This is a genomic window from Achromobacter sp. 2789STDY5608621 (assembly GCF_001299375.1).
GTDB classification, from domain to species: Bacteria; Pseudomonadota; Gammaproteobacteria; order Burkholderiales; family Burkholderiaceae_B; genus Achromobacter; species Achromobacter insuavis.
Window position 1 is genome coordinate 1 of the sequence record NZ_CYTU01000009.1, and the last position, 21,247, is coordinate 21,247.

Annotated in this window: 21 protein-coding genes and 1 pseudogene; 7 read left to right on the forward strand and 15 right to left on the reverse strand. The window is 68.9% G+C overall.

Going from position 1 to position 21,247, the window contains the following annotated elements; genetic code table 11:
• Both AOZ53_RS11485 and purN read right to left on the reverse strand, forming a co-directional pair.
• Nucleotides 1–587: pseudogene (locus AOZ53_RS11485) on the reverse strand (hypothetical protein); the annotation flags it as partial.
• A gap of 86 nt (nt 588–673) precedes the next feature.
• The gene (gene purN, locus AOZ53_RS11490) at nt 674–1,339 is read right to left on the reverse strand and encodes a phosphoribosylglycinamide formyltransferase (protein ID WP_054430027.1); all 666 of its coding nucleotides are present in this window, start codon (nt 1,337–1,339) and stop codon (nt 674–676) included.
• 63 nt (nt 1,340–1,402) lie between these two features.
• Between purN and AOZ53_RS11495 the strand changes: the two genes are divergently transcribed.
• The 4 genes from AOZ53_RS11495 to coaBC all read left to right on the forward strand — a co-directional run bounded on the left by AOZ53_RS11495 (nt 1,403) and on the right by coaBC (nt 7,098).
• A complete protein-coding gene (locus AOZ53_RS11495; protein WP_054430028.1) occupies nt 1,403–2,368 on the forward strand; it encodes a bifunctional riboflavin kinase/FAD synthetase in 966 nt (321 codons plus the stop codon).
• Nucleotides 2,358–5,219, forward strand: a complete 2,862-nt coding sequence (ileS, locus tag AOZ53_RS11500) for an isoleucine--tRNA ligase (RefSeq protein ID WP_054487859.1) — start codon at nt 2,358–2,360, stop codon at nt 5,217–5,219. The genes AOZ53_RS11495 and ileS overlap by 11 nt, the downstream gene beginning before the upstream one ends.
• A gap of 2 nt (nt 5,220–5,221) precedes the next feature.
• On the forward strand, nt 5,222–5,746 hold the full coding sequence (lspA, locus tag AOZ53_RS11505; RefSeq protein WP_054430031.1) for a signal peptidase II: 525 nt from the start codon (nt 5,222–5,224) through the stop codon (nt 5,744–5,746).
• Between the two features lie 155 nt (nt 5,747–5,901).
• Entirely contained in the window at nt 5,902–7,098 is a 1,197-nt protein-coding gene (gene coaBC / locus AOZ53_RS11510; RefSeq protein ID WP_054475470.1) for a bifunctional phosphopantothenoylcysteine decarboxylase/phosphopantothenate--cysteine ligase CoaBC, read from the forward strand.
• 93 nt (nt 7,099–7,191) lie between these two features.
• On the opposite strand, the gene AOZ53_RS11515 is transcribed toward coaBC, so the two are convergent.
• The 6 genes from AOZ53_RS11515 to AOZ53_RS11540 form a co-directional block, all read right to left on the reverse strand.
• Complete coding sequence (locus tag AOZ53_RS11515) at nt 7,192–8,181, reverse strand: Bug family tripartite tricarboxylate transporter substrate binding protein (protein ID WP_054430035.1); 990 nt, start codon at nt 8,179–8,181, stop codon at nt 7,192–7,194.
• Between the two features lie 13 nt (nt 8,182–8,194).
• Nucleotides 8,195–8,884, reverse strand: a complete 690-nt coding sequence (locus AOZ53_RS11520; RefSeq protein WP_054430036.1) for an AroM family protein — start codon at nt 8,882–8,884, stop codon at nt 8,195–8,197.
• Nucleotides 8,881–9,810, reverse strand: coding sequence for a DUF1177 domain-containing protein (locus tag AOZ53_RS11525; RefSeq protein ID WP_054487861.1), 930 nt, complete (start codon nt 9,808–9,810; stop codon nt 8,881–8,883). Before AOZ53_RS11525 ends, AOZ53_RS11520 begins: the two co-directional genes overlap by 4 nt.
• Entirely contained in the window at nt 9,807–10,511 is a 705-nt protein-coding gene (gene pepE, locus AOZ53_RS11530; protein ID WP_054487863.1) for a dipeptidase PepE, read from the reverse strand. Before pepE ends, AOZ53_RS11525 begins: the two co-directional genes overlap by 4 nt.
• An 88-nt stretch (nt 10,512–10,599) precedes the next feature.
• Entirely contained in the window at nt 10,600–11,367 is a 768-nt protein-coding gene (locus AOZ53_RS11535) for an IclR family transcriptional regulator (RefSeq protein ID WP_054430041.1), read from the reverse strand.
• Nucleotides 11,368–11,520: 153 nt separating this feature from the next.
• Nucleotides 11,521–12,561: a metal-dependent hydrolase gene (locus AOZ53_RS11540; RefSeq protein WP_054430043.1), complete on the reverse strand. Its 1,041-nt coding sequence runs from the start codon at nt 12,559–12,561 to the stop codon at nt 11,521–11,523.
• 105 nt (nt 12,562–12,666) lie between these two features.
• Between AOZ53_RS11540 and AOZ53_RS11545 the strand changes: the two genes are divergently transcribed.
• From AOZ53_RS11545 to AOZ53_RS11555, 3 genes are all read left to right on the forward strand, one after another.
• Complete coding sequence (locus AOZ53_RS11545) at nt 12,667–13,305, forward strand: DedA family protein (RefSeq protein WP_054430045.1); 639 nt, start codon at nt 12,667–12,669, stop codon at nt 13,303–13,305.
• A gap of 11 nt (nt 13,306–13,316) precedes the next feature.
• Entirely contained in the window at nt 13,317–13,865 is a 549-nt protein-coding gene (locus AOZ53_RS11550; protein ID WP_054430047.1) for a hypothetical protein, read from the forward strand.
• Between the two features lie 94 nt (nt 13,866–13,959).
• On the forward strand, nt 13,960–14,610 hold the full coding sequence (locus AOZ53_RS11555) for a dUTP diphosphatase (protein WP_054487865.1): 651 nt from the start codon (nt 13,960–13,962) through the stop codon (nt 14,608–14,610).
• Between the two features lie 66 nt (nt 14,611–14,676).
• On the opposite strand, the gene AOZ53_RS11560 is transcribed toward AOZ53_RS11555, so the two are convergent.
• From AOZ53_RS11560 to AOZ53_RS11590, 7 genes are all read right to left on the reverse strand, one after another.
• A complete protein-coding gene (locus AOZ53_RS11560) occupies nt 14,677–15,789 on the reverse strand; it encodes an NADH:flavin oxidoreductase/NADH oxidase (RefSeq protein WP_054430049.1) in 1,113 nt (370 codons plus the stop codon).
• 121 nt (nt 15,790–15,910) lie between these two features.
• Complete coding sequence (ehuA, locus tag AOZ53_RS11565; RefSeq protein WP_054430052.1) at nt 15,911–16,681, reverse strand: ectoine/hydroxyectoine ABC transporter ATP-binding protein EhuA; 771 nt, start codon at nt 16,679–16,681, stop codon at nt 15,911–15,913.
• Complete coding sequence (gene ehuD, locus AOZ53_RS11570; protein WP_054430053.1) at nt 16,678–17,349, reverse strand: ectoine/hydroxyectoine ABC transporter permease subunit EhuD; 672 nt, start codon at nt 17,347–17,349, stop codon at nt 16,678–16,680. Before ehuD ends, ehuA begins: the two co-directional genes overlap by 4 nt.
• Nucleotides 17,346–17,999, reverse strand: a complete 654-nt coding sequence (ehuC, locus tag AOZ53_RS11575) for an ectoine/hydroxyectoine ABC transporter permease subunit EhuC (protein WP_054430055.1) — start codon at nt 17,997–17,999, stop codon at nt 17,346–17,348. The genes ehuD and ehuC overlap by 4 nt, the downstream gene beginning before the upstream one ends.
• 9 nt (nt 18,000–18,008) lie before the next feature.
• Complete coding sequence (gene ehuB / locus AOZ53_RS11580) at nt 18,009–18,917, reverse strand: ectoine/hydroxyectoine ABC transporter substrate-binding protein EhuB (protein WP_054430057.1); 909 nt, start codon at nt 18,915–18,917, stop codon at nt 18,009–18,011.
• Nucleotides 18,918–19,094: 177 nt separating this feature from the next.
• Nucleotides 19,095–20,264 carry an ABC transporter substrate-binding protein gene (locus tag AOZ53_RS11585; protein WP_054487868.1) on the reverse strand — a complete coding sequence of 390 codons (1,170 nt, stop codon included), beginning with the start codon at nt 20,262–20,264 and terminating at the stop codon, nt 19,095–19,097.
• A gap of 37 nt (nt 20,265–20,301) precedes the next feature.
• Nucleotides 20,302–21,246 carry a bifunctional Delta(1)-pyrroline-2-carboxylate/Delta(1)-piperideine-2-carboxylate reductase gene (locus AOZ53_RS11590; RefSeq protein WP_054460484.1) on the reverse strand — a complete coding sequence of 315 codons (945 nt, stop codon included), beginning with the start codon at nt 21,244–21,246 and terminating at the stop codon, nt 20,302–20,304.
• Between the last annotated feature and the right edge of the window lies 1 nt (nt 21,247).

The window sequence follows — 21,247 nt, forward strand, 5'->3', positions numbered from 1 at the left end:
CCTTCACGGCGGTCCGAACCGAAGGAGCCGCGTTCACCGCCACGGCCTTCGCCGCGTTGGGAGCCGGAGGACGGACGCGAATCCGGGCGGCCGTAACCTTCACGGCGGTCCGAATTGAAGGAGCCGCGTTCACCGCCACGGCCTTCACCCCGCTGGGAGCCGTACGACGGACGCGAATCCGGACGGCCCTGGCCTTCGCGGCGGTCCGAATTGAAGGAACCGCGTTCGCCGCCACGGCCCTGGCCTTCACGACGCTCCGAACCGTACGAGCCGCGCTCGCCACGGCCCTCGCCGCGGCCGCCCTCGTAGGCGGGACGAGGCGTCGGGCGCCCCGAGCCTTCGCGACGGTCGCCGAAGGAAGCGCGTTCGCCGCGGCCTTCGCCGCGCGGCGCGTCATAGGACGGGCGCGGGGTCGGACGGCTGTCGCGGCGTTCGTCCGGACGGCCTTCGCGGTCACCGGCGGCGCGCTCGGCACGGGGCGCGCGTTCCTGCGCGCCGCGGGCCTCGCCCTTGGGGCGCGAGAAGAAGGACCGGCCGTCGCGGCCTTCGGCAGCCGGACGGGAACGCGGAGATTGGGGTTTGCTCATGGTGTATTCCAGTGGGGCGGCCAGGCGCCGCCCGATAAAAGCGATTCAGGGACCGTCAGGCGGCCCGCGGTGCGCAACGGCGGCGCTCAAGCCGCCGCGGACCAGGTGAACAGGCGGTCAGGATCGCCCTGCACGTCCACCCGGTGGTCATTCGTCAGGGTAACCCGGCCTTCGGCCAGCCAGCGCACGGCGGTCGGAAAAGCCTGGTGTTCGACTTCCAGCACGCGCTCGGCCAGCATTTCGGGCGTGTCGCCGGCCAGGACCGGCACGCAGCCCTGGGCGATGATGGGACCGTGGTCCAGCACCGGCGTCACGAAATGCACGGTGCAACCATGCACCCGCACGCCGGTGGCCAGCGCCTGGGCGTGCGTGTGCAGGCCGGGGAACGCCGGCAGCAGCGACGGGTGGATGTTGACCAGGCGGCCGCTGTAGCGGTTGACGAAGCCGGGGGTCAGCACCCGCATGAAGCCGGCCAGGATGACGTAATCCGGCGCGTGCAGGTCGATTTCAGCGGCCAGCGCGGCGTCGAAGGCTTCGCGGCTGGCATAGTCCTTGTGGTACAGCGCCGCGGTGGCGATGCCCTGGGCGGCGGCCCATTCCAGGCCGGCGGCGTCCGGGCGGCTGGCGATCACGGCGGCGATACTGGCCGGCCAGCCCTGTTGGCGACAGGCCTCGACCAGGGCCTGCATGTTGCTGCCGCGTCCCGAGATCAGGATGACGATGCGGCGCGTTGTAGTAGAGGTTTCCGGCAAGATGAGCGATCCAAATTGGGGATGACGAACAATCCCGTAATCCAAAATTGTAAACTCTCGCTCGTGAAACCACCGCTGCGCATCTACCGATCCCTTCCGCCGCCCGCCCAGCGCGCTCCCAGCGCGCTGACCATCGGCAATTTCGACGGCGTCCACCGCGGACACCAGGCCATGCTGGCGCGGGTCTGCCAGGTCGCGCGCGACCGGGGCCTGACCCCGGCCGTGATGACCTTCGAGCCGCACCCGCGCGAGTACTTCGCCACGCTGAACCAGCGCCCCGAGCTGGCGCCGACCCGCATTTCCGGGCTGCGCGACAAGCTGGCGGCGCTGGCGCGCTACGGCGTGTCCCAGGTGGTGGTCGAGCGCTTCAACGCCCGCCTGGCCGAAATGTCGGCCAACGCCTTCATCGAGAACCTGCTGGTTCACGGCCTGGACACCAAATGGCTGCTGGTGGGCGAGGACTTCCGCTTCGGCCACAAGCGCAGCGGCGACATCGACCTGCTGCGCGAAGCCGGCCTGCGCCACGGCTTCGAGGTGCAGACCCTGGCCGACGTTACCGACCGCCACGGCCACCGCATTTCCAGTTCCGAGGTGCGCACCGCCCTGGCGGTGGGCGACCTGGACCGGGCCCGCCACCTGCTGGGCCACCCCTTCCATATCAGCGGCCACGTGATCCACGGCCAGAAGCTGGGCCGCACCCTGGGCTTTCCGACCATGAACCTGCGGGTGGCCGAGCGCTGCGCGGCCCGTTCCGGCATCTACGTGGTGCAGGTCTATGGCCTGGCCGAGCGCGCCCTGCCGGCGGTGGCCAGCCTGGGCGTGCGCCCGACGGTCGAGGACCGCGGACGCGTGCTGCTGGAAGCACACCTGCTCGACGAGACCGTCAACGCATACGGTAAACTCGTGCGTATCGAATTCCTGCAAAAGCTGCGGGACGAAGAAAAATTTCCTGACCTCCCTTCCCTGACTGCCGCCATCGCCGAAGACGCGCGAAACGCGCGCGCCTATTTTGCCGTTCATGGACTATAAAAAGACCCTCAACCTGCCCGATACCCCCTTCCCCATGCGGGGCGACCTCGCCAAGCGCGAGCCCGCCTGGATTGCGCAGTGGGAGGAAAACCACGTCTACCAGGCGATCCGCGCCGCCAGCCGCAGCCGTCCGCGCTTCGTGCTGCACGACGGCCCGCCCTACGCCAACGGTGACATCCACATCGGCCACGCGGTCAACAAGATCCTGAAGGACATCATCGTCAAGAGCCGCAACATGGCCGGCTATGACGCGCACTACGTGCCGGGCTGGGATTGCCACGGCATGCCGATCGAGATCCAGATCGAAAAGAAATACGGCAAGCACCTGCCCGTGGCCGAAGTGCAGTCCAAGGCACGCGCCTACGCGCTCGAGCAGATCGACCGCCAGCGCAAGGACTTCAAGCGCCTGGGCGTGCTGGGCGAGTGGGATCGTCCCTACATGACGATGAACTTCAGCAATGAAGCCGACGAGATCCGCGTGCTGGGCCGCATCCTGGACAAGGGTTACGTGTTCCGCGGCCTCAAGCCCGTGAACTGGTGTTTCGACTGTGGCTCGGCGCTGGCCGAGGCCGAGGTCGAGTACGCCGACCGCGTCGACCCGGCAGTGGACGTGGCCTTCCCGTTCGCCGAGCACGACAAGCTGGCCAAGGCCTTCGGCCTGGACAAGGTCGACGACGGCGCCATCGTCATCTGGACCACCACGCCCTGGACCATCCCGTCCAACCAGGCGCTGAACCTGCACCCCGAAATCGAATACGCGCTGGTGCGCGTGTCGCCCGCCCCCAAGTTCGGCCCGCTGCTGCTGATCGCGCGCGACCGCGTCGAGGCCTGCCTGAAGGCCTGGAACCTGGAAGGCGAAATCATCGCCACCGCGCCGGGCGCGGCGCTGTCGGGCATCGAATTCCGCCATCCGCTGGCGCAGTTCGAAGCCGCCTACGACCGCAAGGCCCCCGTCTACCTGGGCGACTACGTCACGGCCGACTCGGGCACCGGCGTGGTGCACTCGGCCCCCGCCTACGGCATCGAAGACTTCATCTCGTGCAAGGAGCACGGCATGAAGGACACCGACTTCATCAGCCCGGTCATGGGCGACGGCAAGTACGTCGACAGCCTGGCGCTGTTCGGCGGCCTGTCGATCTGGGACGCCAACCCCAAGATCGTCGAGGCCCTGAAGGAAGCCGGCGCGCTGATGCACGTCGAAAAGCACAAGCACAGCTACATGCACTGCTGGCGCCACAAGACGCCGATCATCTACCGCGCCACCAGCCAGTGGTTCGCCGGCATGGACGTGCGGCCCAAGGACGGCGGCCCGACCCTGCGCGAATCGGCGCTGGCCGGCATCGACGCCACGGCCTTCTACCCGGCCTGGGGCCGCGCCCGCCTGCACGCGATGATCGCCAACCGTCCGGACTGGACCCTGTCTCGCCAGCGCCAGTGGGGCACGCCGATGGCCTTCTTCGTGCACAAGGAAACCGGCGCGCTGCACCCGCGCACGGCCGAGCTGCTGGAACAGGTCGCGCAACGCGTCGAGCAAGGCGGCATCGAGGCCTGGCAGACGCTGGACCCGCGCGAGCTGCTGGGCGATGAAGCCGACCAATACGAAAAGAACCGCGACACGCTGGACGTGTGGTTCGACTCGGGCAGCACCCACGCCACCGTGCTGGGCGGCAAGGACGGCGATTTCGCCGGCTCGCACGGCGCCGAACTGGGCTGGCCCGCCGACCTCTACCTGGAAGGCTCCGACCAGCACCGCGGCTGGTTCCATTCGTCGCTGCTGACCGGCTGCATGCTGTACGGCCAGCCGCCCTACAAGGCCCTGCTGACGCACGGCTTCGTGGTGGACGGCCAGGGCCGCAAGATGAGCAAGTCGGTCGGCAACGTGATCGCGCCGCAGAAGGTGTCCGATTCGCTGGGCGCCGAAATCCTGCGCCTGTGGGTCGCCTCCACCGACTACTCGGGCGAGCTGTCGATCTCCGACGAGATCCTCAAGCGCGTGGTCGAAGGCTACCGCCGCATCCGCAACACGCTGCGCTTCCTGCTGGCCAACCTGGCCGACTTCGACGCCGTGTCGCAGTCCGTGCCCTACGGCGAGCTGTTCGAGATCGACCGCTATGCGCTGGCCATGACGGCGCAGATGCAGGCCGAGGTGCAGGGCCACTACGAACGCTACGACTTCCACCCGGCGGTCTCGCGCCTGCAGACGTTCTGCTCGGAAGACCTGGGCGCGTTCTACCTGGACATCCTGAAGGACCGCCTGTACACCTCGAAGGTGGACAGCGTGGCCCGCCGCTCGGCCCAGACCGCGCTGCTGGACATCACCCAGACGCTGCTCAAGCTGATGGCGCCGATCCTGTCGTTCACGGCCGAAGAGGCCTGGAAGGAACTGGTCGGCTCGGCCCTGAAGCACCAGGCCGACGCCGCCCGCGTCACCATCTTCACCGAGGTCTACCACGCGCTGCCGCCGTTCGCCGATGCCGAGGCCCTGTCGGCCAAGTGGACGCGCCTGCGCGCCATCCGCGCCGAGGTCCAGCGCAAGCTGGAGGAAGTGCGCACGGCCGGCGACATCGGTTCGTCGCTGCAGGCCGAGGTCGACCTGTACGCCAGCGGCGAAGACCAGCAGCTGCTGGCCAGCCTGGGCGACGACCTGCGCTTCGTGCTGATCGTCTCGCGCGCCACCGTGCACGCCGGCGAAGGCGAGACCCGCATCGAGGTGACGCCGTCCAAGCACAAGAAGTGCGAGCGCTGCTGGCACTGGCGCCTGGACGTGGGCCAGGATCCGGATCACCCCGAGATCTGCGGCCGCTGCGTGTCCAACCTGTTCGGCTCGGGCGAAGCCCGCGACAAGGCCTGAGCATGGCGGGCCCCCACGGCAACGCCGCCGCGGCGCCCGCCAGCGCCCCGCCCGCACGGGTGGGACGCTGGCTGGCGCTGGCCCTCGCCATCATCGTCCTGGACCAGCTGACCAAGGTGTACTTCAACACCTCGTACCAGTACGGCGAACGCCTGAACCTGCTGCCGTTCTTCGACTTCACGCTGCTGTACAACCGCGGCGCGGCATTCAGCTTCCTGGCGTCCGAGGAAGGCTGGCAGCGCTGGCTGTTCACCGGCCTGGGCATCGTCGCCGCCGTGGTCATCACCGTGATCCTGCGCCGCACCCGCGGCCAGCCTCGCTTCTGCCTGGCGCTGACCCTGATCCTGGGCGGCGCCATCGGCAACGTGATCGACCGGGTGGTGTATGGCCACGTGGTGGACTTCCTGCTGTTCTACTGGCGCGACTGGTATTTCCCGGCCTTCAACCTGGCGGACGTCGGCATCAGCTGCGGCGCCGTGCTGCTGGTGCTGGACGAGCTGCTGCGGGCCCGCAAGCCGCGCGCCTGACGCCCTCCCCGCCCCCTTCGAAACCCGGCCCTCGGCCGGGTTTTTGTCTATTTGAGCCCCCCTGCATGCATGGCGAACGGCGCGATGCGGCAATGCGGAATAAAATCACTGTCCGTTCCCTGATTTGACGGCATTCAAACCGCCGTCCGACACCCATGCTCGACCTCGCCCGCAAACGCATCGTCCTCGGCCTGACCGGCGGCATCGCCTGCTACAAAATCGCCGAGCTGGTGCGGCGCATGACCGAACAAGGCGCCGTCGTCGACGTGGTGATGACCGAGGCGGCCACGCACTTCATCACGCCGGTGACGATGCAGGCTCTGTCCGGCCGCCCGGTGTTCGTCGATGCCTGGGACCCGCGGGTGCCCAACAACATGGCGCACATCGACCTGACGCGCGGCGCCGACGCCGTGCTGATCGCGCCGGCCAGCACCGACTTCATGGCCAAGCTGGCCCACGGCATGGCCGACGACCTGCTGTCGACGCTGTGCGTGGCGCGCGCCTGCCCGCTGCTGGTGGCGCCCGCCATGAACCGCGAGATGTGGGCCAACCCGGCCACCCAGCGCAACGTGGCGCAGCTGCGCGCCGACGGCATCAGCATCCTGGGCCCGTCGGCCGGCGAACAGGCCTGTGGCGAGACCGGCGACGGGCGCATGCTCGAAGCCCATGAAATCCTGACCGACCTGATCGCCTTCTTCCAGCCCAAGCTGCTGGCCGGCCGCCACGTGCTGCTGACCGCCGGCCCCACGTCCGAGCCGGTCGACCCGGTGCGCGTGCTGAGCAACCGCTCGTCGGGCAAGACCGGCTACGCCCTGGCGCGGGCCGCGCGCGAGGCCGGCGCCCGCGTCACGCTGATCACCGGCGCCACCGCCCTGCCCGTGCCGCGCGGCGTCACCGCCCTGTCGGTGATGACGGCGCGGCAGATGCACGACGCGGTGATGGCCAGCGCCGCCGATGCCGACATCTTCATCGCCGTGGCGGCCGTGGCCGACTGGCGCGTCAAGAACGTCAGCAACCAGAAACTGAAGAAGACCAGCGAAGGCGGCGGCGCGCCGCAGATGGAATTCGAGCCCAACCCCGACATCCTGGCCGAAGTGGCCAAGCTGCCGGACGGCCCGTGGTGTGTGGGCTTCGCGGCCGAGACCGAGAAGCTGGCCGAGCACGCCGAGGCCAAGCGCCAGCGCAAGGGCATCCCGCTCCTGGTGGGCAACCTGGCGCACAAGGTGATGGACGCCGACACCACCGAACTGGTGCTGTTCGACGCGCAGGGCGCGCACCCGCTGCCGGCCGCCGACAAGCTCGATGCCGCGCGCCGCCTGATCGCCGAGATCGCGGCGCGGCTGCCGGCCTGACACGCCCGCGTTCGTCCGGGCCAAAAAAAACGCCAGACGCGAGTCTGGCGTTTTTGTTTGCGGCGCCCGCCGAGGCCGGCGCGCGCGGTGGCCTTATTGTTCCAGGCTGATGTTGGCGGCGCGCACGATGTCGGCCCATTGCTTGCGGTCGTTCTCCAGGAACTGGCCGAACTTCTCGGGCGTCATGCCGCTGACCGGTTCCGAACCCAGGCCAGCCATCTTCTCGATGACCGACGGCTGCTTGAGCACGTCCTGCAGCGCCGCGTAGTAGGCGGCCAGCACGTCCGCCGGCAGGCCGGCCGGGGCGAACACGCCCTGCCAGGTCGGCATGTCGAAGCCCTTCAGGCCCTGCTCGTCGAGCGTGGGCACGTTGGGCAATTGCGGCGAGCGCTTGAGCGAGGCCACGCCGATGGCCTTGACCTTGCCCTGCAGCGCCAGCGGCGCGGCGGTGGAGATGTTGTCCATCGTCATCGCGATGTGGCCGCCCAGCAGGTCGGTGATGACCGGGGCCGCGCCACGGTAGGCCGCGTGCGGCACCTTCACGCCCAGCTTGTACAGCATGGTCTCGGCGATCAGGTGGTTGGAAATGCCCACGCCGGCGGTGCCATAGGTGGCGGTCGGCGTCTTCTGGAAGTAGTCCTTCAGCTCGGCCAGGTTGTTGGCCGGCACGTCCTTGTTGACGATGACCACGTTGGGCTGCACCGCGGCCAGCGTGATGGGCGTGAAGTCGGTCGGCTTGTAGCTGGTGCCCTTGGCGTTGAGCACGTGTGTGATGGCCATGGAGCCGGCCGCGGCGATGCCGATGGTGTAGCCATCGGGCTGCGATTGCGACAGGCGGTACGCCATGATGTTGCCGCCCGCGCCCGCCAGGTTCTCGACCACCACCGTCTGGCCCAGGCGCTGCGACAGCGGCTCGGCCAGCAGGCGCGCCAGCGTGTCGGCGGAGCCGCCGGGCGCGAAACCGACCAGCAGGCGCACCGGCTTGGTCGGCTTCCAGGCATCCGCGGCCATGGCCGGCGCGGCCGCCAGGGTGCTGACGACGAACAGTGCGCCCGCGGCGCGTTGCAAACTACGGCTGAACATGAAGTGGATTCCCTTATTCCAGTATTTGCGCAAGCATCTGCGCGACGACACGATTCGACAGCAGGACCGGGCGGCCCGAAGCCTGCGCCACGGCCTGGCGCATGCGTTCGGCGTAACCCATGCAATGCATGACGATGAAATCGCAGTCGGCCAATTCGCGGCCGGCCTGCGTGAAATTGGCGGCCGCGCGCGCCGCGTCCGTTTCGTAGGGCGAGGCATGCACCACCACCGCCGGGCATTCCAGCGGCACGGCCATGTGGAAGGCGTCGACCTGCGCCTCCAGCGGCACCACCAGCCCGACCTTGCGGCTGTGCTGCGACAGGCCGGCGACCAGATGGTCGACCACCTGCTGCGGCTCGACCACCAGCGTGCGCATCGGCGCGATCGCGGTGCCGGTGCACAGCGGCACCAGCAGGTCGTAGCCGGCGGCGTCGGCCTCGCGCATCACCTGCGCCAGGCGGGCCTCGGCGGCGGCGGCGTCCAGCTCGATCTGGCTGCCATCACGCATGCGCGTGGCGAAGCGGTATTCGCCGGGTCGCGGCGCCAGCGCGGCCAGCGCCGCGGCGTCCAGGCCGTCGAGCGCGCCGAATTCGTCGATGCGCACGTGCGCGCCCAGCAACGGCGCCATCTCGGGCACCACGTCGCTGCGCGGCGACTGGCCGATGGTGAAGAACGCCACGCGGCGCGGCTTGGGCGCGCTCATTGCGCGCCCCCGGGTTCCTGGCCGGTGGTCTGCAGGTGCGCCATCGAGCCGTAGCGGGCCTGCAACGCGCCCCATTCGGCAGCGTCGAAGAAGGTCATCGCGCCCTGACCGAACAGCTTGGCGATCTCGATGCAGAAGCGCATGGCGACGTCGGCGTCGACCGCGTTGGTCACGCCGGTGGCGCAGCCGGGCACGGCGGTCTGCGCGGTCAGCGCCACGCCCACCACCGGCGCGTCGGTGACAATGGCCGGCTGCATCAGCGAATTGACGTGCCACAGGCCGTTCTCGTAGGGCGTGATGTCCTGCGTGGTCAACGGCAGCGTCAGGGGCAACTGGCCGCTGACCCAGCCCAGCACGTCCAGCATGGTCTCGGGAATGCGCAGCAGGTAACCCTGCTTGGCCACGGGCGTCAGCGCCACGCCGCGCTGGTTCACCAGGCGGTTGCCGCGGGTGGTGTCGACCGACAGGATCGCGTCCATGCGCGGATCGACTTCGTGCGACATCATTTCGCGCATCGGGAACGGCGAGCGCATCATCGGCACCGGGTGGTGCGGCCGGGTGCCGGCGCGCGGGCAGATGTGGGTGCGGATGCGCACGGTGCCGGGCAGCACGTCGCCCTGGCGCGCCATGGCCATCAGCTTGAGCGCGGTGGCGACGGCGACCACGGCGCCATCGCTGTCGGACACCAGGCCGGTGACGGCCGGACGCGCGCCGATGCCGCCCAGGCGGCCGACGATGCCCAGTTGCGGCGCGTTCGCGTCGGAACCGGGAATGACGATGGAAAGAAAGTCGGTGGACAGGCCGTCGCGCTCGAGCCGCGTGACCTCGACTTCACAATGGCCGGCCTCGCGCAGGACCTGCGCCACCGCCTCGCCCGTGACATGGGCCGAGGACAGCAGCTCGATGGTATCGATGACCTGTTTCATGCCGGGATCTCCAGGACGCCGGGCTGGAACACGCGCGGCTCGTTGCCGCCCAGGAACAGGGTCGCGTCATGCGGGCCGACCAGCGTGATGGCGGCGTCGCGCACGCGCAGCGCGGCGCCTTCGGGCAGGCCCAGCACCGGCATGGTCGGGTTCAGCGTGCAGAACTCGGCCAGGCGCTGCGCGCGGGTCTCGCCGCGGTGGCCGGGAGGATGGGCGTTGGTGTAGTGCGGATTGATCTGGAAGGACAGCAGGCCGAGCGCGTCGAAGCCTTCGGGATCGGTGATCGGCATGTCGTTGGTGGTGCAGATGCTGGGGCAGGCCAGGTTGGAGCCGGCGCTCCAGCCCAGGTAGGCGGCGCCTTCGCGCACACGGCGCGCCACCACGCTCAGCAGGCCCTGCCGGCGCAGCTGGCCGAGCAGGTTGAAGGTGTTGCCGCCGCCGACGATGATGACCGCGGCCTGTTCCAGCGCGGCCGCCGGATCGGCGGCGCGGTGCAGGCCCTGGATGTCCAGCCCGGTGTCGGCCAGCGCCGACACCACCAGCGTGGTGTAGTCGTCCCAGTCGCGGGTGACGCCGGCGTACGGCACGAACACCGCCGGCGCGCCGGCCGGCAGCGAGGCGATCAGTTCGCGGATGTCGGGCAAGGCGTGCACCAGGTAGCCGGCGTCGCTGCTGGAATTGCTGAGGAGCAGAAGGTTCATGTGCAAGGTTCCGTGGATTCGGTGAGTCGGGGTGCCGCGCGGACGCGGCCGGATAGCGGGAATCGGTAAAAAGGATCGGGCCGGGGCGTCAGTCCAGCCAGTAGGGATCGTTCAGTTCGCGCCCCAGCGCGGCGACCTGCTGCGTCAGGGCATCGCGCAACGCGGCCACGCGGACCGCGTCGACCTGGAACGACACGAAGGACAGGCACAGGCCGCGCAGTTCGCCGCTGGACGGATCGCGCACGGCCGCCGCCACGGCGCCGATGCCGGGCATCGCCTGGTCGATGGCGACGCCGTAATGGTCGGCGCGGGTCTGCGCCACGCGCTGGGCCAGTTCGCCGACGGTGGCCGGACAATCCTTGCCTTCCATCGGCAGCGACTGCGCCGGATCGGCGCCATAGAGCGCGTCGAACTCGGCCTGGCTCAGGCGCGACAGCAGCGCCCGCCCCATCGCCGTGCCCGAGGCGGCGCGGCGCGAGCCGGGCGGCGACAGCACCTGCACCGGGTGCGAACCATTCAGGCGCTGCAGCACCACGGTTTCGCGCTGGTTCAGGGTGGACAGATAGGCGGTCAGGCCGCTGTCGGCGGACAGGCGCGCCAGCACCTTGCGGCAGGCCTCATCCAGCGGCGTCGCCGCCAGGCCGGCTCGCACCGCCTGCGACAGCAGCAGGCCGGGACGGTAGCGGCGCGAGGCCGCGTCCTGGTCCAGCATGCCGTAGTGCTGCATCTGGTTGAGCAGGCGCGATGCCGTGCTCTTGGGCATGGACAGCCGCTGCGCCACGTCGGTGAAGCTGAGCTCCGCCGCGCCTTCCGCATAAAGCGCCAGCACGCGTTGGACGCCGTCGAGAATACTCATTCAATGTTCCACAAAACGGAACTACTGTTCCTTAATATCGAACAAGAATAATGCAGGGCCGGACGGACGGTCAATACGGACTCATCCCGGCGCCGCGGCGGGGCATGAAAAAACCCGCCGGATCGCGGCGGGTATCGGGGCTCGAAGGCCGGTCTAGCGCGTGGCGGTGTCCGCCCATTGCGCCAACGGCAGCGGCGGCTGGGCATGCAGGATGCGCGCCAGCACCAGCTTGAGTTCGGCCCAGCCGCCCCGCTCGCCCGGCCAGCTGGACGGGGTCACCGGCCGCCAGTTGCCGTCGGGTCCGCGCTCGGCCATCTTGAAGCGGAAGTTGTAGTGGCCCGCCATGCCCATGCGCAGATCGGTCACCACCAGCGCATCGCCCATCGCGTCATAGCGCAGCCAGTCGTCGGTGAACCAGCGCAGGCGCTGGTGCAGCGGCACGCCCGCCAGCGCCTGGCCCAGTTCCGGATGCAGCGGCTGGCGCAGCCATTCCGGCGGCTCGCGATCGAACCAGCTGCTGACGGCCTCGTAGTAATGGCCGTCGGGCGTCTTGGCGATGACGCGCCACAGCAGCGTGTTGAGCGGCATGGGGACTGCCCGCAGCTCGGTGACGGCAATGCCCTGCGCCTGCATCGCGTCGCGCACCCGGTGCTCGGCGGCGAGGCGGCCGGCCAGGCCGAACCCCAGATAGGCGGTGCTGAAGATCAGCGCCCCGGCCAGGAAGCGCCGGGCGTTGCGCGTCATGCCCGCGATGATCGCGTAGACCGACGCCAGCAGCAGCGGCACGGTGTAGACCGGGTCGATGATGAAGACCGCCGCCCAGCTTTCCGGGATCGATGGCAGCGGCCAGAACAACTGCGTGCCATAGACGGTGAAGGCGTCCAGCAATGGATGCGTCACCAATACTAGCCACAGCGTCAGGAACAATCGCCTGCCGCTATAGGGGGCCTGCGGCCAGTACTTGCGTATCAGCCAGGTCAGCAGCAGCGCCAGGCCGGTCAGCACGAAGATCGAGTGCGAGAAGCCGCGATGGTAGGTCATCAGCGACACCGGATCCGGGTAGCGCATCAGCACGTCCAGGTCCGGCACCGTCGCCAGCGCGGCGCCGTAGATCAGCGCCCGGCGCCCCTGCACGCGCCCCAGCAGCGCCCCCTGTATGCCCGCGCCCAGCACGGCTTGTGTAACCGAATCCATAACACTCCGACGAAAGCCTTCGATGGACCGCCATTTTCACCTGCCGGCCATCACGCAGGCGTTAAGATACCCGATTGCATTCAGCTAATTTTCAAGTTTCGACCCATGGACCAATACATCGACAAGATCGGCGTGCTGATCGAAACCAACCAGGCCTGGGCCGGCCCCATCACCTTCCTGCTCACGCTGGGGGAATCGATGGTGCTGCTGGGCCTGTTCATCCCCGCGACCGCGCTGATGCTGCTGACCGGCGGCCTGATCGGCGCGGGCACGCTGGACCCGTGGAGCATCCTGGCCTGGGGCATTGCCGGCGCCATCGTCGGCGACGCCCTGTCGTACGCGCTGGGCCGCTGGGCCGGCCCCAGCGTGCTGCGCCGCTGGCCGCTCAAGCAGCAACGCACCGCCGTCGCCCGCGCCCGGCTGTTCTTCTACCGCTATGGCTTCGCCTCGGTGCTGATCGGCCGCTTCCTGGGCCCGATCCGCTCGACCATCCCGACCGTGGCGGGCGTCATGGGCATGGCCCATGGCCGCTTCCAGATGGCCAACGTGCTGTCGGCCGTGCTGTGGATGCCGCTGATGCTGGCGCCGGGCTACATCACCGCGCGCAGCCTGGGCGCCGCCCAGAACGCGCAGCAGATCGCCATGATGATCGGCGCCGGCTTCTCGGTGCTGCTAGGATGCGGGCTTCTGGTCGCGATGATGCGCAAGCGCCGGCAGCCGGCCCGCATCCGTCGCGGCAACTAGCGGAGAACAGCATGGCCATCGACCTGGAGCCGAAGAACGGCGACTTCGCGCGCTACATCGAGAATCTGTCGCGCGCCGGCGGCGCCACGCCCGGACGGGTGCCGAGCAAGGCCGAGGCCAAGCGCCAGGCCGCCGCGCCGGTGGCCACGCCCGCGCCGACGCCCGCGCCCGTGCCGAGCCAGGGCTCCCTGAACGACCTGACCTGGGGCAAGACGGCCCCGCCGCCGCTGCAGTCGCGCCGCGCCGACAGCGTGCCGCCCACCGTCGCCCCCGGCCAGACCGACGCCGAAGCGGTCTCGCTGGCCAAGCGCGCGCGCCAGCGCAAGCAGGGCATCTTCCTGACCATCGCCGGCGCGGTGGCCGGCTGGGCCGCGGTCAATGTCGCCTTCAAGGCGCTGCACGCGCCGCGCTTCGACCTGGATGATTTCATGCCGGCGGTGTTCCTGGGCTTCTTCGCGCTGATGCTGTTCAAGGCCGCCAGCGGCGCCCGCGACCCGCGCAAGCGGCCGCTGGAAAAGCTGCCGCCGCTCAAGACCTCGTCGTACCGCAAGGACGCGTGAGCGGCCACGGCCGCGGCGGCATTGGTGCTAACATTTCCGCCGCTGTCGAACAGACCCCACGAATACCGGAGTAAAAGTGAATAACGTTGTCGGATTGAACCAGGCCCAGGCGGCCACGATGCTGAAGCTGCAAGGCGACTTGAACAGCATGATCAATCCGGACTGGATCAACGGCGGCGCCCGCTTCCTGCGCGCCGCCTTCGTCGAATCGGCCGAGGCCCTGGAGCACTACGGCTGGAAGTGGTGGAAAAAGCAGACCATCGACCTGCCGCAGGTGCAGATGGAACTGGTCGACATCCTGCATTTCTACCTGTCGCACACCATCGTGCAGGCCAAGGGCGACGTCAGCGCCGCCGCCGCCGCGCTGGTGGCCGACCTGGCAGGCCCCGCATCGATCACGCTGGATGGCAAGAGCTACGCGCTGGCCAGCCTGAACGTGCCCGAACTGCTGGAACTGATCGGCGGCCTGGCCGTGTGCGGCCGCGCCAGCTTCAAGCTGCTCGAGCAGAGCATGACGGCCTGCGAGATGAGCTGGAACGACGCCTACACCCAGTACGTTTCCAAGAACGTGCTGAACATCTTCCGCCAGCAGCACGGCTACAAGGAAGGCACCTACATCAAGATCTGGAACGGCGAAGAGGACAACGTGGTGCTGGCGCGCCTGCTGTCGCAGCACGACGCCGCCCGCGCCGACTTCGCGGACATCCTGCACCGCGAGCTGGAAGCGGCCTATTCGCGCCTGTAAGCGCGCGCCGCCCGCCCATGAAAAACGCCGCATCATGATGCGGCGTTTTTCGTTGGGGCGCGCGCGCTAGCGTTGGCCGAAGCGCGTCTCGCCGAACAGTTCCTTCAACTCGCGCGGCTGCGAGCGCCAGTACTGGCGCGGCGCATTGACCTGGCCGCCCAGTTGCGCGGCGGCATGCCAGGGCCAGCGCGGATCGAACAGCATGCCGCGGGCCAGCGCCACCATGTCGGCCTGTCCTTGCGCCACGATGTCCTCGGCCTGCTGCGCCTCGGTAATGAGGCCGACCGTGATGGTGGGCAGGCCGACCGCGCGCTTGATCGCGTCGGCGAACGGCACCTGGTAGTTCGGCCCCACCGGGATCTTCTGCAGCGACGACACGCCGCCGCTGGAGACGTCGATGAACTCACAGCCCAGCTCCTTGAGCCGCAGCGCGAACGCCTCGGTCTGCGCCGGGTCCCAGCCGCCCTCGACCCAGTCGGTGGCCGACACCCGCACGCCCAGCGCCACCGACGACGGCGTCACCTCGCGCACCGCGCGGAACACTTCCAGCGGAAAGCGCATGCGGTTCTCCAGCGAACCGCCGTACGCATCGTCGCGCTGGTTGGCCAGCGGCGACAGGAACTGATGCAGCAGATAGCCATGGGCCGCGTGCAGCTCGATGGCGTCAAACCCCAGGCGGATGGCGCGGCGGGCGCTGTCGACGAAAGCGTCGCGCACCCGCGCCAGGCCTGCCGCGTCGAGCGCGCGCGGCGCCGGCTCGGAGGCGTTGTGCGGCAACGCCGACGGCGCCCAGCCCTGCCATCCGCCCTGCTCCGGCGGCACCAGCTGGCCGCCTTCCCAGGGCGCGTGGCTCGACGCCTTGCGGCCGGCGTGGCCCAGCTGGATGCCGAGCTTGATCGGCGAATAGCGGCGCACCGCCTGCACCACGCGACCGAGCGCGGCTTCGGTCTCGTCGGACCAGAGTCCCAGGTCGCCCGGGGAGATGCGGCCGTCGGCCTCGACCGCGGTCGCCTCGGTGAACAGCAGCGCCGCGCCCGACAGGGCCAGGTGGCCCAGGTGGATCATGTGCCAATCGGTGGCGCGGCCCTCGTCGGCCGAGTACTCGCACATGGGCGCGATGACGATGCGGTTGGCCAGTTCGACATTGCCGACTGACGTGGGACTGAAAAGATGACTCATGCGTAGGGCTCCGGGCGATGGACGCGGATGCACAGCATAGCGCCGACACCCGCCCGGGCCGCCAATTCCGACGCCCGCGTGGGGGTTTAGGGCGTGATGGCGCCGGCCTTATTACCCATTCTTATTGACCTTCGATCACGCTGTCCAGGAATTGCCGGGTGCGCGCTTCCTTCGGATCGCTGAACAGCGTCTGCGACGCGGCATCCTCGACAATGTTGCCCTGGTCGAAGAACAGCGTGCGGTCGGAACTGCGCTCGGCGAACTTCATCTGGTGGGTGACGATGATCATGGTCATGCTCTTGCGCGCCGACAGGTCGCGCAGGATCTGCAGGATGCCGCCCACCAGCTCCGGATCGAGCGCCGAGGTGACCTCGTCGAACAGCATGATCTCCGGGCACATCGCCAGCGCGCGGGCGATGCCGACGCGCTGCTTCTGGCCGCCCGACAGCTGCGCCGGATAGACGTCGAGCTTGTCGCCCAGGCCGACCATTTCCAGGTATTCCACCGCGCGTTCGCGGGCCTGGTCGCGCGTCATGCCCAGCACGTGCACCGGCGCCTCCATGGCGTTGCCCAGCGCGGTCATGTGCGGGAACAGGTTGAAGTGCTGGAACACCATGCCGATCTTGCCGCGCACCTTGCGCAGGTGCTCGGAATTGGCGCCGGCCGGGCGGCCCTGGGCGTCGGTCCACATCGGCTCGCCGTCGATCTCGATCTCGCCGCTGCTGGGCTGATCGAGCGTCATCAGCACGCGCAGCAGGGTCGACTTGCCCGAGCCTGACGGCCCGATCACGGCCACCGTCTGGCCGGCCGGGATCTCCAGGTTGATGCCCTTGAGCACCTCCAGCTCGCCATAGCGCTTGTGCAGGTTCTTGATGGTGATGCTGGAACTCATCGCTTTCCTCCATATCGTTGCAGGCGGGTCTCCAGGCCGCGCACGCCCCAGGCCGCGATCAGGCTCAGCGCCAGGAACAGCACGCCGACCAGCGTCAGGGGCTCGGTGTAGCGGAAGGTGGTGGAGCCGATCATCTTGCTTTGCTGCAGCAGCTCGACCACCGTGATCGCCGACAGCAGCGGCGTGTCCTTGAACATGGCCACCAGGTAGTTGCCCAGCGCCGGCACCACCGGCGGGATCGCCTGCGGCAACACCACGCCCACGGCGGTGCGCCACGGCGACATGTTCAGCGCCCGCGCCGCTTCCAGCTGGCCGCGCGGCACCGCCTCGATGCCGGCGCGGTAGACCTCGGCGCAATAGGTGGCGTAGTGCAGGCCGAGCGCCACGATGCCGGTCGCCAGCGGCGACATCCGCACCCCGGTCAGGGGCAGCACGTAGAACAGGAAGTACATCTGCACCAGCAGCGGCGTGCTGCGCACGAACTCGATCACGAACGCCGTGGGCAGCCGCAGCAGCGCCAGGCGCGAGCGCCGCAGCAACGCCAGCGCCAGGCCGAGCGTCACGGCCACCAGCATGCCCAGCACCGTGGCCTGGATGGTGATGACCAGCGCCGAACCCAGGGTGGGCAGGATCTCCAGCGCGAAGGACCAGTCGAATATCGGTTTCATCGGACGCGGACCCTCCGTTCAAGCAGCCGCACGCCGGCGGTGATCAGCAGCGCCACCGCGAAATACAGCAACAGCATGAGCGTGAAGATCTCGGTGGTGCGCAGGGTCTCGCTGCGCAGCAACTGGCCGCGGAAGGTCAGGTCGGTGATGGTGATGAGCGACACCAGCGCGGTGTTCTTGAGCAGTTCGATCAGCAGGTTGCCGGCCGGCGGCAGCATGGCCGGGATGGCCTGCGGCACCACGATGCGGCGCATGATCTGGCCGCGCGTCAGGTTCAGGGCCACGCCGGCCTCGCGCTGGCCCGGCGGCACCGCGCGGATCGCGCCGCGCACCACCTCGGCGCCATAGGCGCCGGCATTGAGCGCCAGCACCACGATGCCCACCAGCATGGCCGGCAGCTGCACGCCGAACAGCGGCAGCACGAAATAGAACCAGAACAGCTGCACCAGCGCCGAGGTGCCGCGGAACACCTCGACATAGATCGACGCCAGCCAGCGCACCGGCCGCAGCGTCGACAGGCGCCCCACGCCCGCCGCCAGCGCCAGCGGCACCGCCAGCACCACGGCGCCCGCCATGATTTCCAGCGTCACCGCCAGGCCTTCCAGCAGCGGCGGCGCCAGTTCGGCGATATGTTCGGATATGAGCGGCATCGGCGCCCCCTACTTCGCGGCGCAGAGCTTGGCGGCCGTGACGTCCTTGGGCAGCTCCTCGGGCGTGAAGCCGAACGGCGCCACCAGCTGCTTGTGCTCGTCGGTGCCGATGAACTTGGCCAGCTCGGCGTTGAAGGCGTCGGCGAAGGCCTTGTCGTCGGTGCGGAAGGCATAGGCGCCGTAGCCGCGCACGCCCTTGCCATCGATCACCGGGTCGGTGAACGGCTCGGCCTTCTCCAGGCCGCTGCCTGCGTCGGTCTTGCCCATCAGGTCGTTGACCGTCAACGCGGTGGCCGCGTAGGCGTCGGCGCGCCCGGCCTGCACGCCGGACAGCGCGCTCACGGCATCGGGGAACACCACCATCTGGCCGGCCGGCACTTTCACCTTGGACGCGTATTCGGCTTCGATGGCGCCCACCACCACGCCCAGCTTGGCGTCCGGGTTCTTGACCACGTCCTCGTAGCTATGCAGGTTCTTCGGGTTGCCCTGCTTGACCAGGAACGCCTGGCCCACGCCATAGGTCGGGTTCGAGAACGCCACCTGGCCGCAGCGCTCGGGCGTCACGTACATGCCGGCCGCGATGATGTCGAAACGCTTGGCCTGCAGGCCCGGGATCAGCGAGCCGAACTCGGTCAGCACGCCCTCGACCTCGTTGATGCCCATGCGCTTGAGCACGACCCGCGCGATTTCCACCGATTCACCGGTGACCTTGGCTTCCTTGCTGTCCATGAAGGCGAACGGCGCCTCGTTGGCATAGCCGATGCGGATCTTGCCGGCGGCCTTGGCGGCTTCCAGCGTGCCGCCGGCGGCGGGCGCGCTGGCTCCCTGCGCGGGCTTGTCCGAACCGGAGTCGGAGCAGGCGGCCAGCAGGCCCAGGCTCAGGGCCAGCAGGATGGCGCGGGTGCGTTGGACGATCATGGTCTATTTCTCCCGTATTTATTTCTAGGTACATGGCTTCGCTAAAAATGATACGACATTAAATCATTTCACCTCTAATGATGTGGACAAAAAAAGCAGGCCGAAGCCTGCTTTTCCCGCGCCCTGCCCTATGACGGGTGAGCACTCGTTACGAACCGTAGGGGACTATGTCGTCCCCTATTTTTTCCCGGCCGCGTCCGCGTACGAGAACTTGCCGTTGCGCACCACGCCCATCACGCGGGCGCGCTCGTCGAAACCCTGGTGATTGTCCTTGGAGATGTTGAGCACGCCGTTGGGCACGATCAGGTCGCGGGTGTTCTCCAGCGCGTCGCGCAGGGCGACGCGGAATTCGGGGGTGCCGGGCTTGGCGCCGGTCTTGAGGGCGCGCGCCACCGCCGAATCCAGCAGCATCCAGGCGCCATAGGCGTCGCCGGCGAACTGCGTCAGGGTGTTGGCGCCGTACTGGCGCTCGTACTTGTCGGCGAATTCCACCGCGACCTTCTTGACCGGGTTCGAATCCGGCAGCTCGCGCGCCACCACGCCTGGCCCGGTGGGGAACAGCGTGCCTTCGACGTCGCGCCCGCCGACCTGCAGGAATTCCAGCGTGCCGATGCCGTGGGTCTGGTAGATGGTGCCGGTGTAGCCGCGCTCGAGCAGCGTCTTCTGCGGCAACGCCGACGGCGTGCCGGCGCCGGCCACCAACACCGCGTCGGGCTTGGCGGCGATCACCTTGAGCGCCTGGCCCACCACCGACGCGTCGGTGCGCTGGAAGCGTTCCTGCGCCACGATCTTGATGTCATTGCCGGCGGCCGCGGAGAACTCCTTCCACCAGCTGTCGCCGTAGGAGTCGGCGAAGCCGATGAATGCCACGTTCTTGAAGCCCTTTTTCTTCATGTCCTCGACCAGCACCGTCGCCATCAGCGAATCGTTCTGCGGCATCTTGAAGGCCCAGGCGCGCTTGGGATCGGACAGCGGCTCGACGATCACGCTGGAGGCCGCCAGCGCGATCATCGGCGTGCCGGTCTCGGCCAGCACGTCCAGCCCGGCCAGGGCGGCGGCGGTGGTGTTGGGGCCGACGATGGCGTCGACCTTGTCTTCCGAGGTCAGCTTGCGCAGGTTCTTGACCGCGCGGCTGACGTCGGTGCCGTCGTCCAGCACCACGTAGCGCGCCGGCTCGCCGCCCAGCGTGCCGGGCCACAGGCGGATGGCGTTGTTGGTCTGGATGCCGATCGCCGCGGCCGGGCCGGTGGTGGAGACATCCACGCCGATCACGATCTCGGCATGGACGGACAGGGCGGGAACGGCCAGCGCGAGCGCGCAGGCATAGCGGACGAAGAAGCGGGACATGACGACAGCTCGCAAGAAAGAAAAACGGCGGATGGCGTTATTTTGCCTGACCGCTGCAAGCCTCGTAGACCAGCGCCGCCAGCGTCAGGTCTTCCAGCGCGCTGCCGACCGCCTTGAACACGGTCACTTCGTCCGCCCGGGTGCGGCCCGGCGCCTGGCCGCGCACCAGGTCGGTGAGATTGCCGCGGATGTCCTCGCGCGCCAGCACGCCGGCCTCGAACGCGGCCAGCAGGTCGCCGGCCTTGGTCGGCGCCTCGTCGGTATCCACGTAGACCGTGGTGCCGTCGAAGCAGGCCGTGTCGGTCTCGATCATGTCGGGCTTGAAACTGCCGATCAGGTCCAGGTGGGCGCCCGGGCGCAGCCAGTCGCCCCGCACCAGCGGCACCGTCGACAGCGTCGCGCAGCTGACGATGTCGGCCTCGCGCACGGCCTTTTCCAGGTCCAGGGTGCTGCTGGCGTCGAAGCCCTGCTCGCGCAGCGCCGCCGCCAGCGCCTCGGCGCCGGCCGGACGCACGTTCCAGACCCACACCTTGTCGATCGGCCGCACCGTGCGCATGGCCTGCGCCACCAGTCCGGCAATGCGGCCCGAGCCGACGATGACCAGCACCCGCGCGTCTTCCCGCGCCAGGTACGACGCGCCCAGCGCGGCCGCGCCGGCGGTGCGGAACACCGTCACCTGGTCGCCGTCCACCTGCGCCAGCGGCACGCCGGTGCGGGCGCTGTACAGGTTGTAGGTGGCGTGCAGGCCGGGCAGCGACTGGCGCGTGTTCTCGGGAAAGATGTTGATGACCTTGACGCCGAAATAGCCCTGCTCGTTCCAGGCCGGCATGATCAGCGTGGTGCCGTGCGCGCCGCCCGACTCGATGGCATGGACGTGGCGCGTGGGCACGTGGGCGCCCTGGCGGAACGCCTCGCGCAATGCCGGGATCGCCGCGTCGAACGACAATGCGCGGCGGGTTTGTTCGGTGTCGATCACTACCATC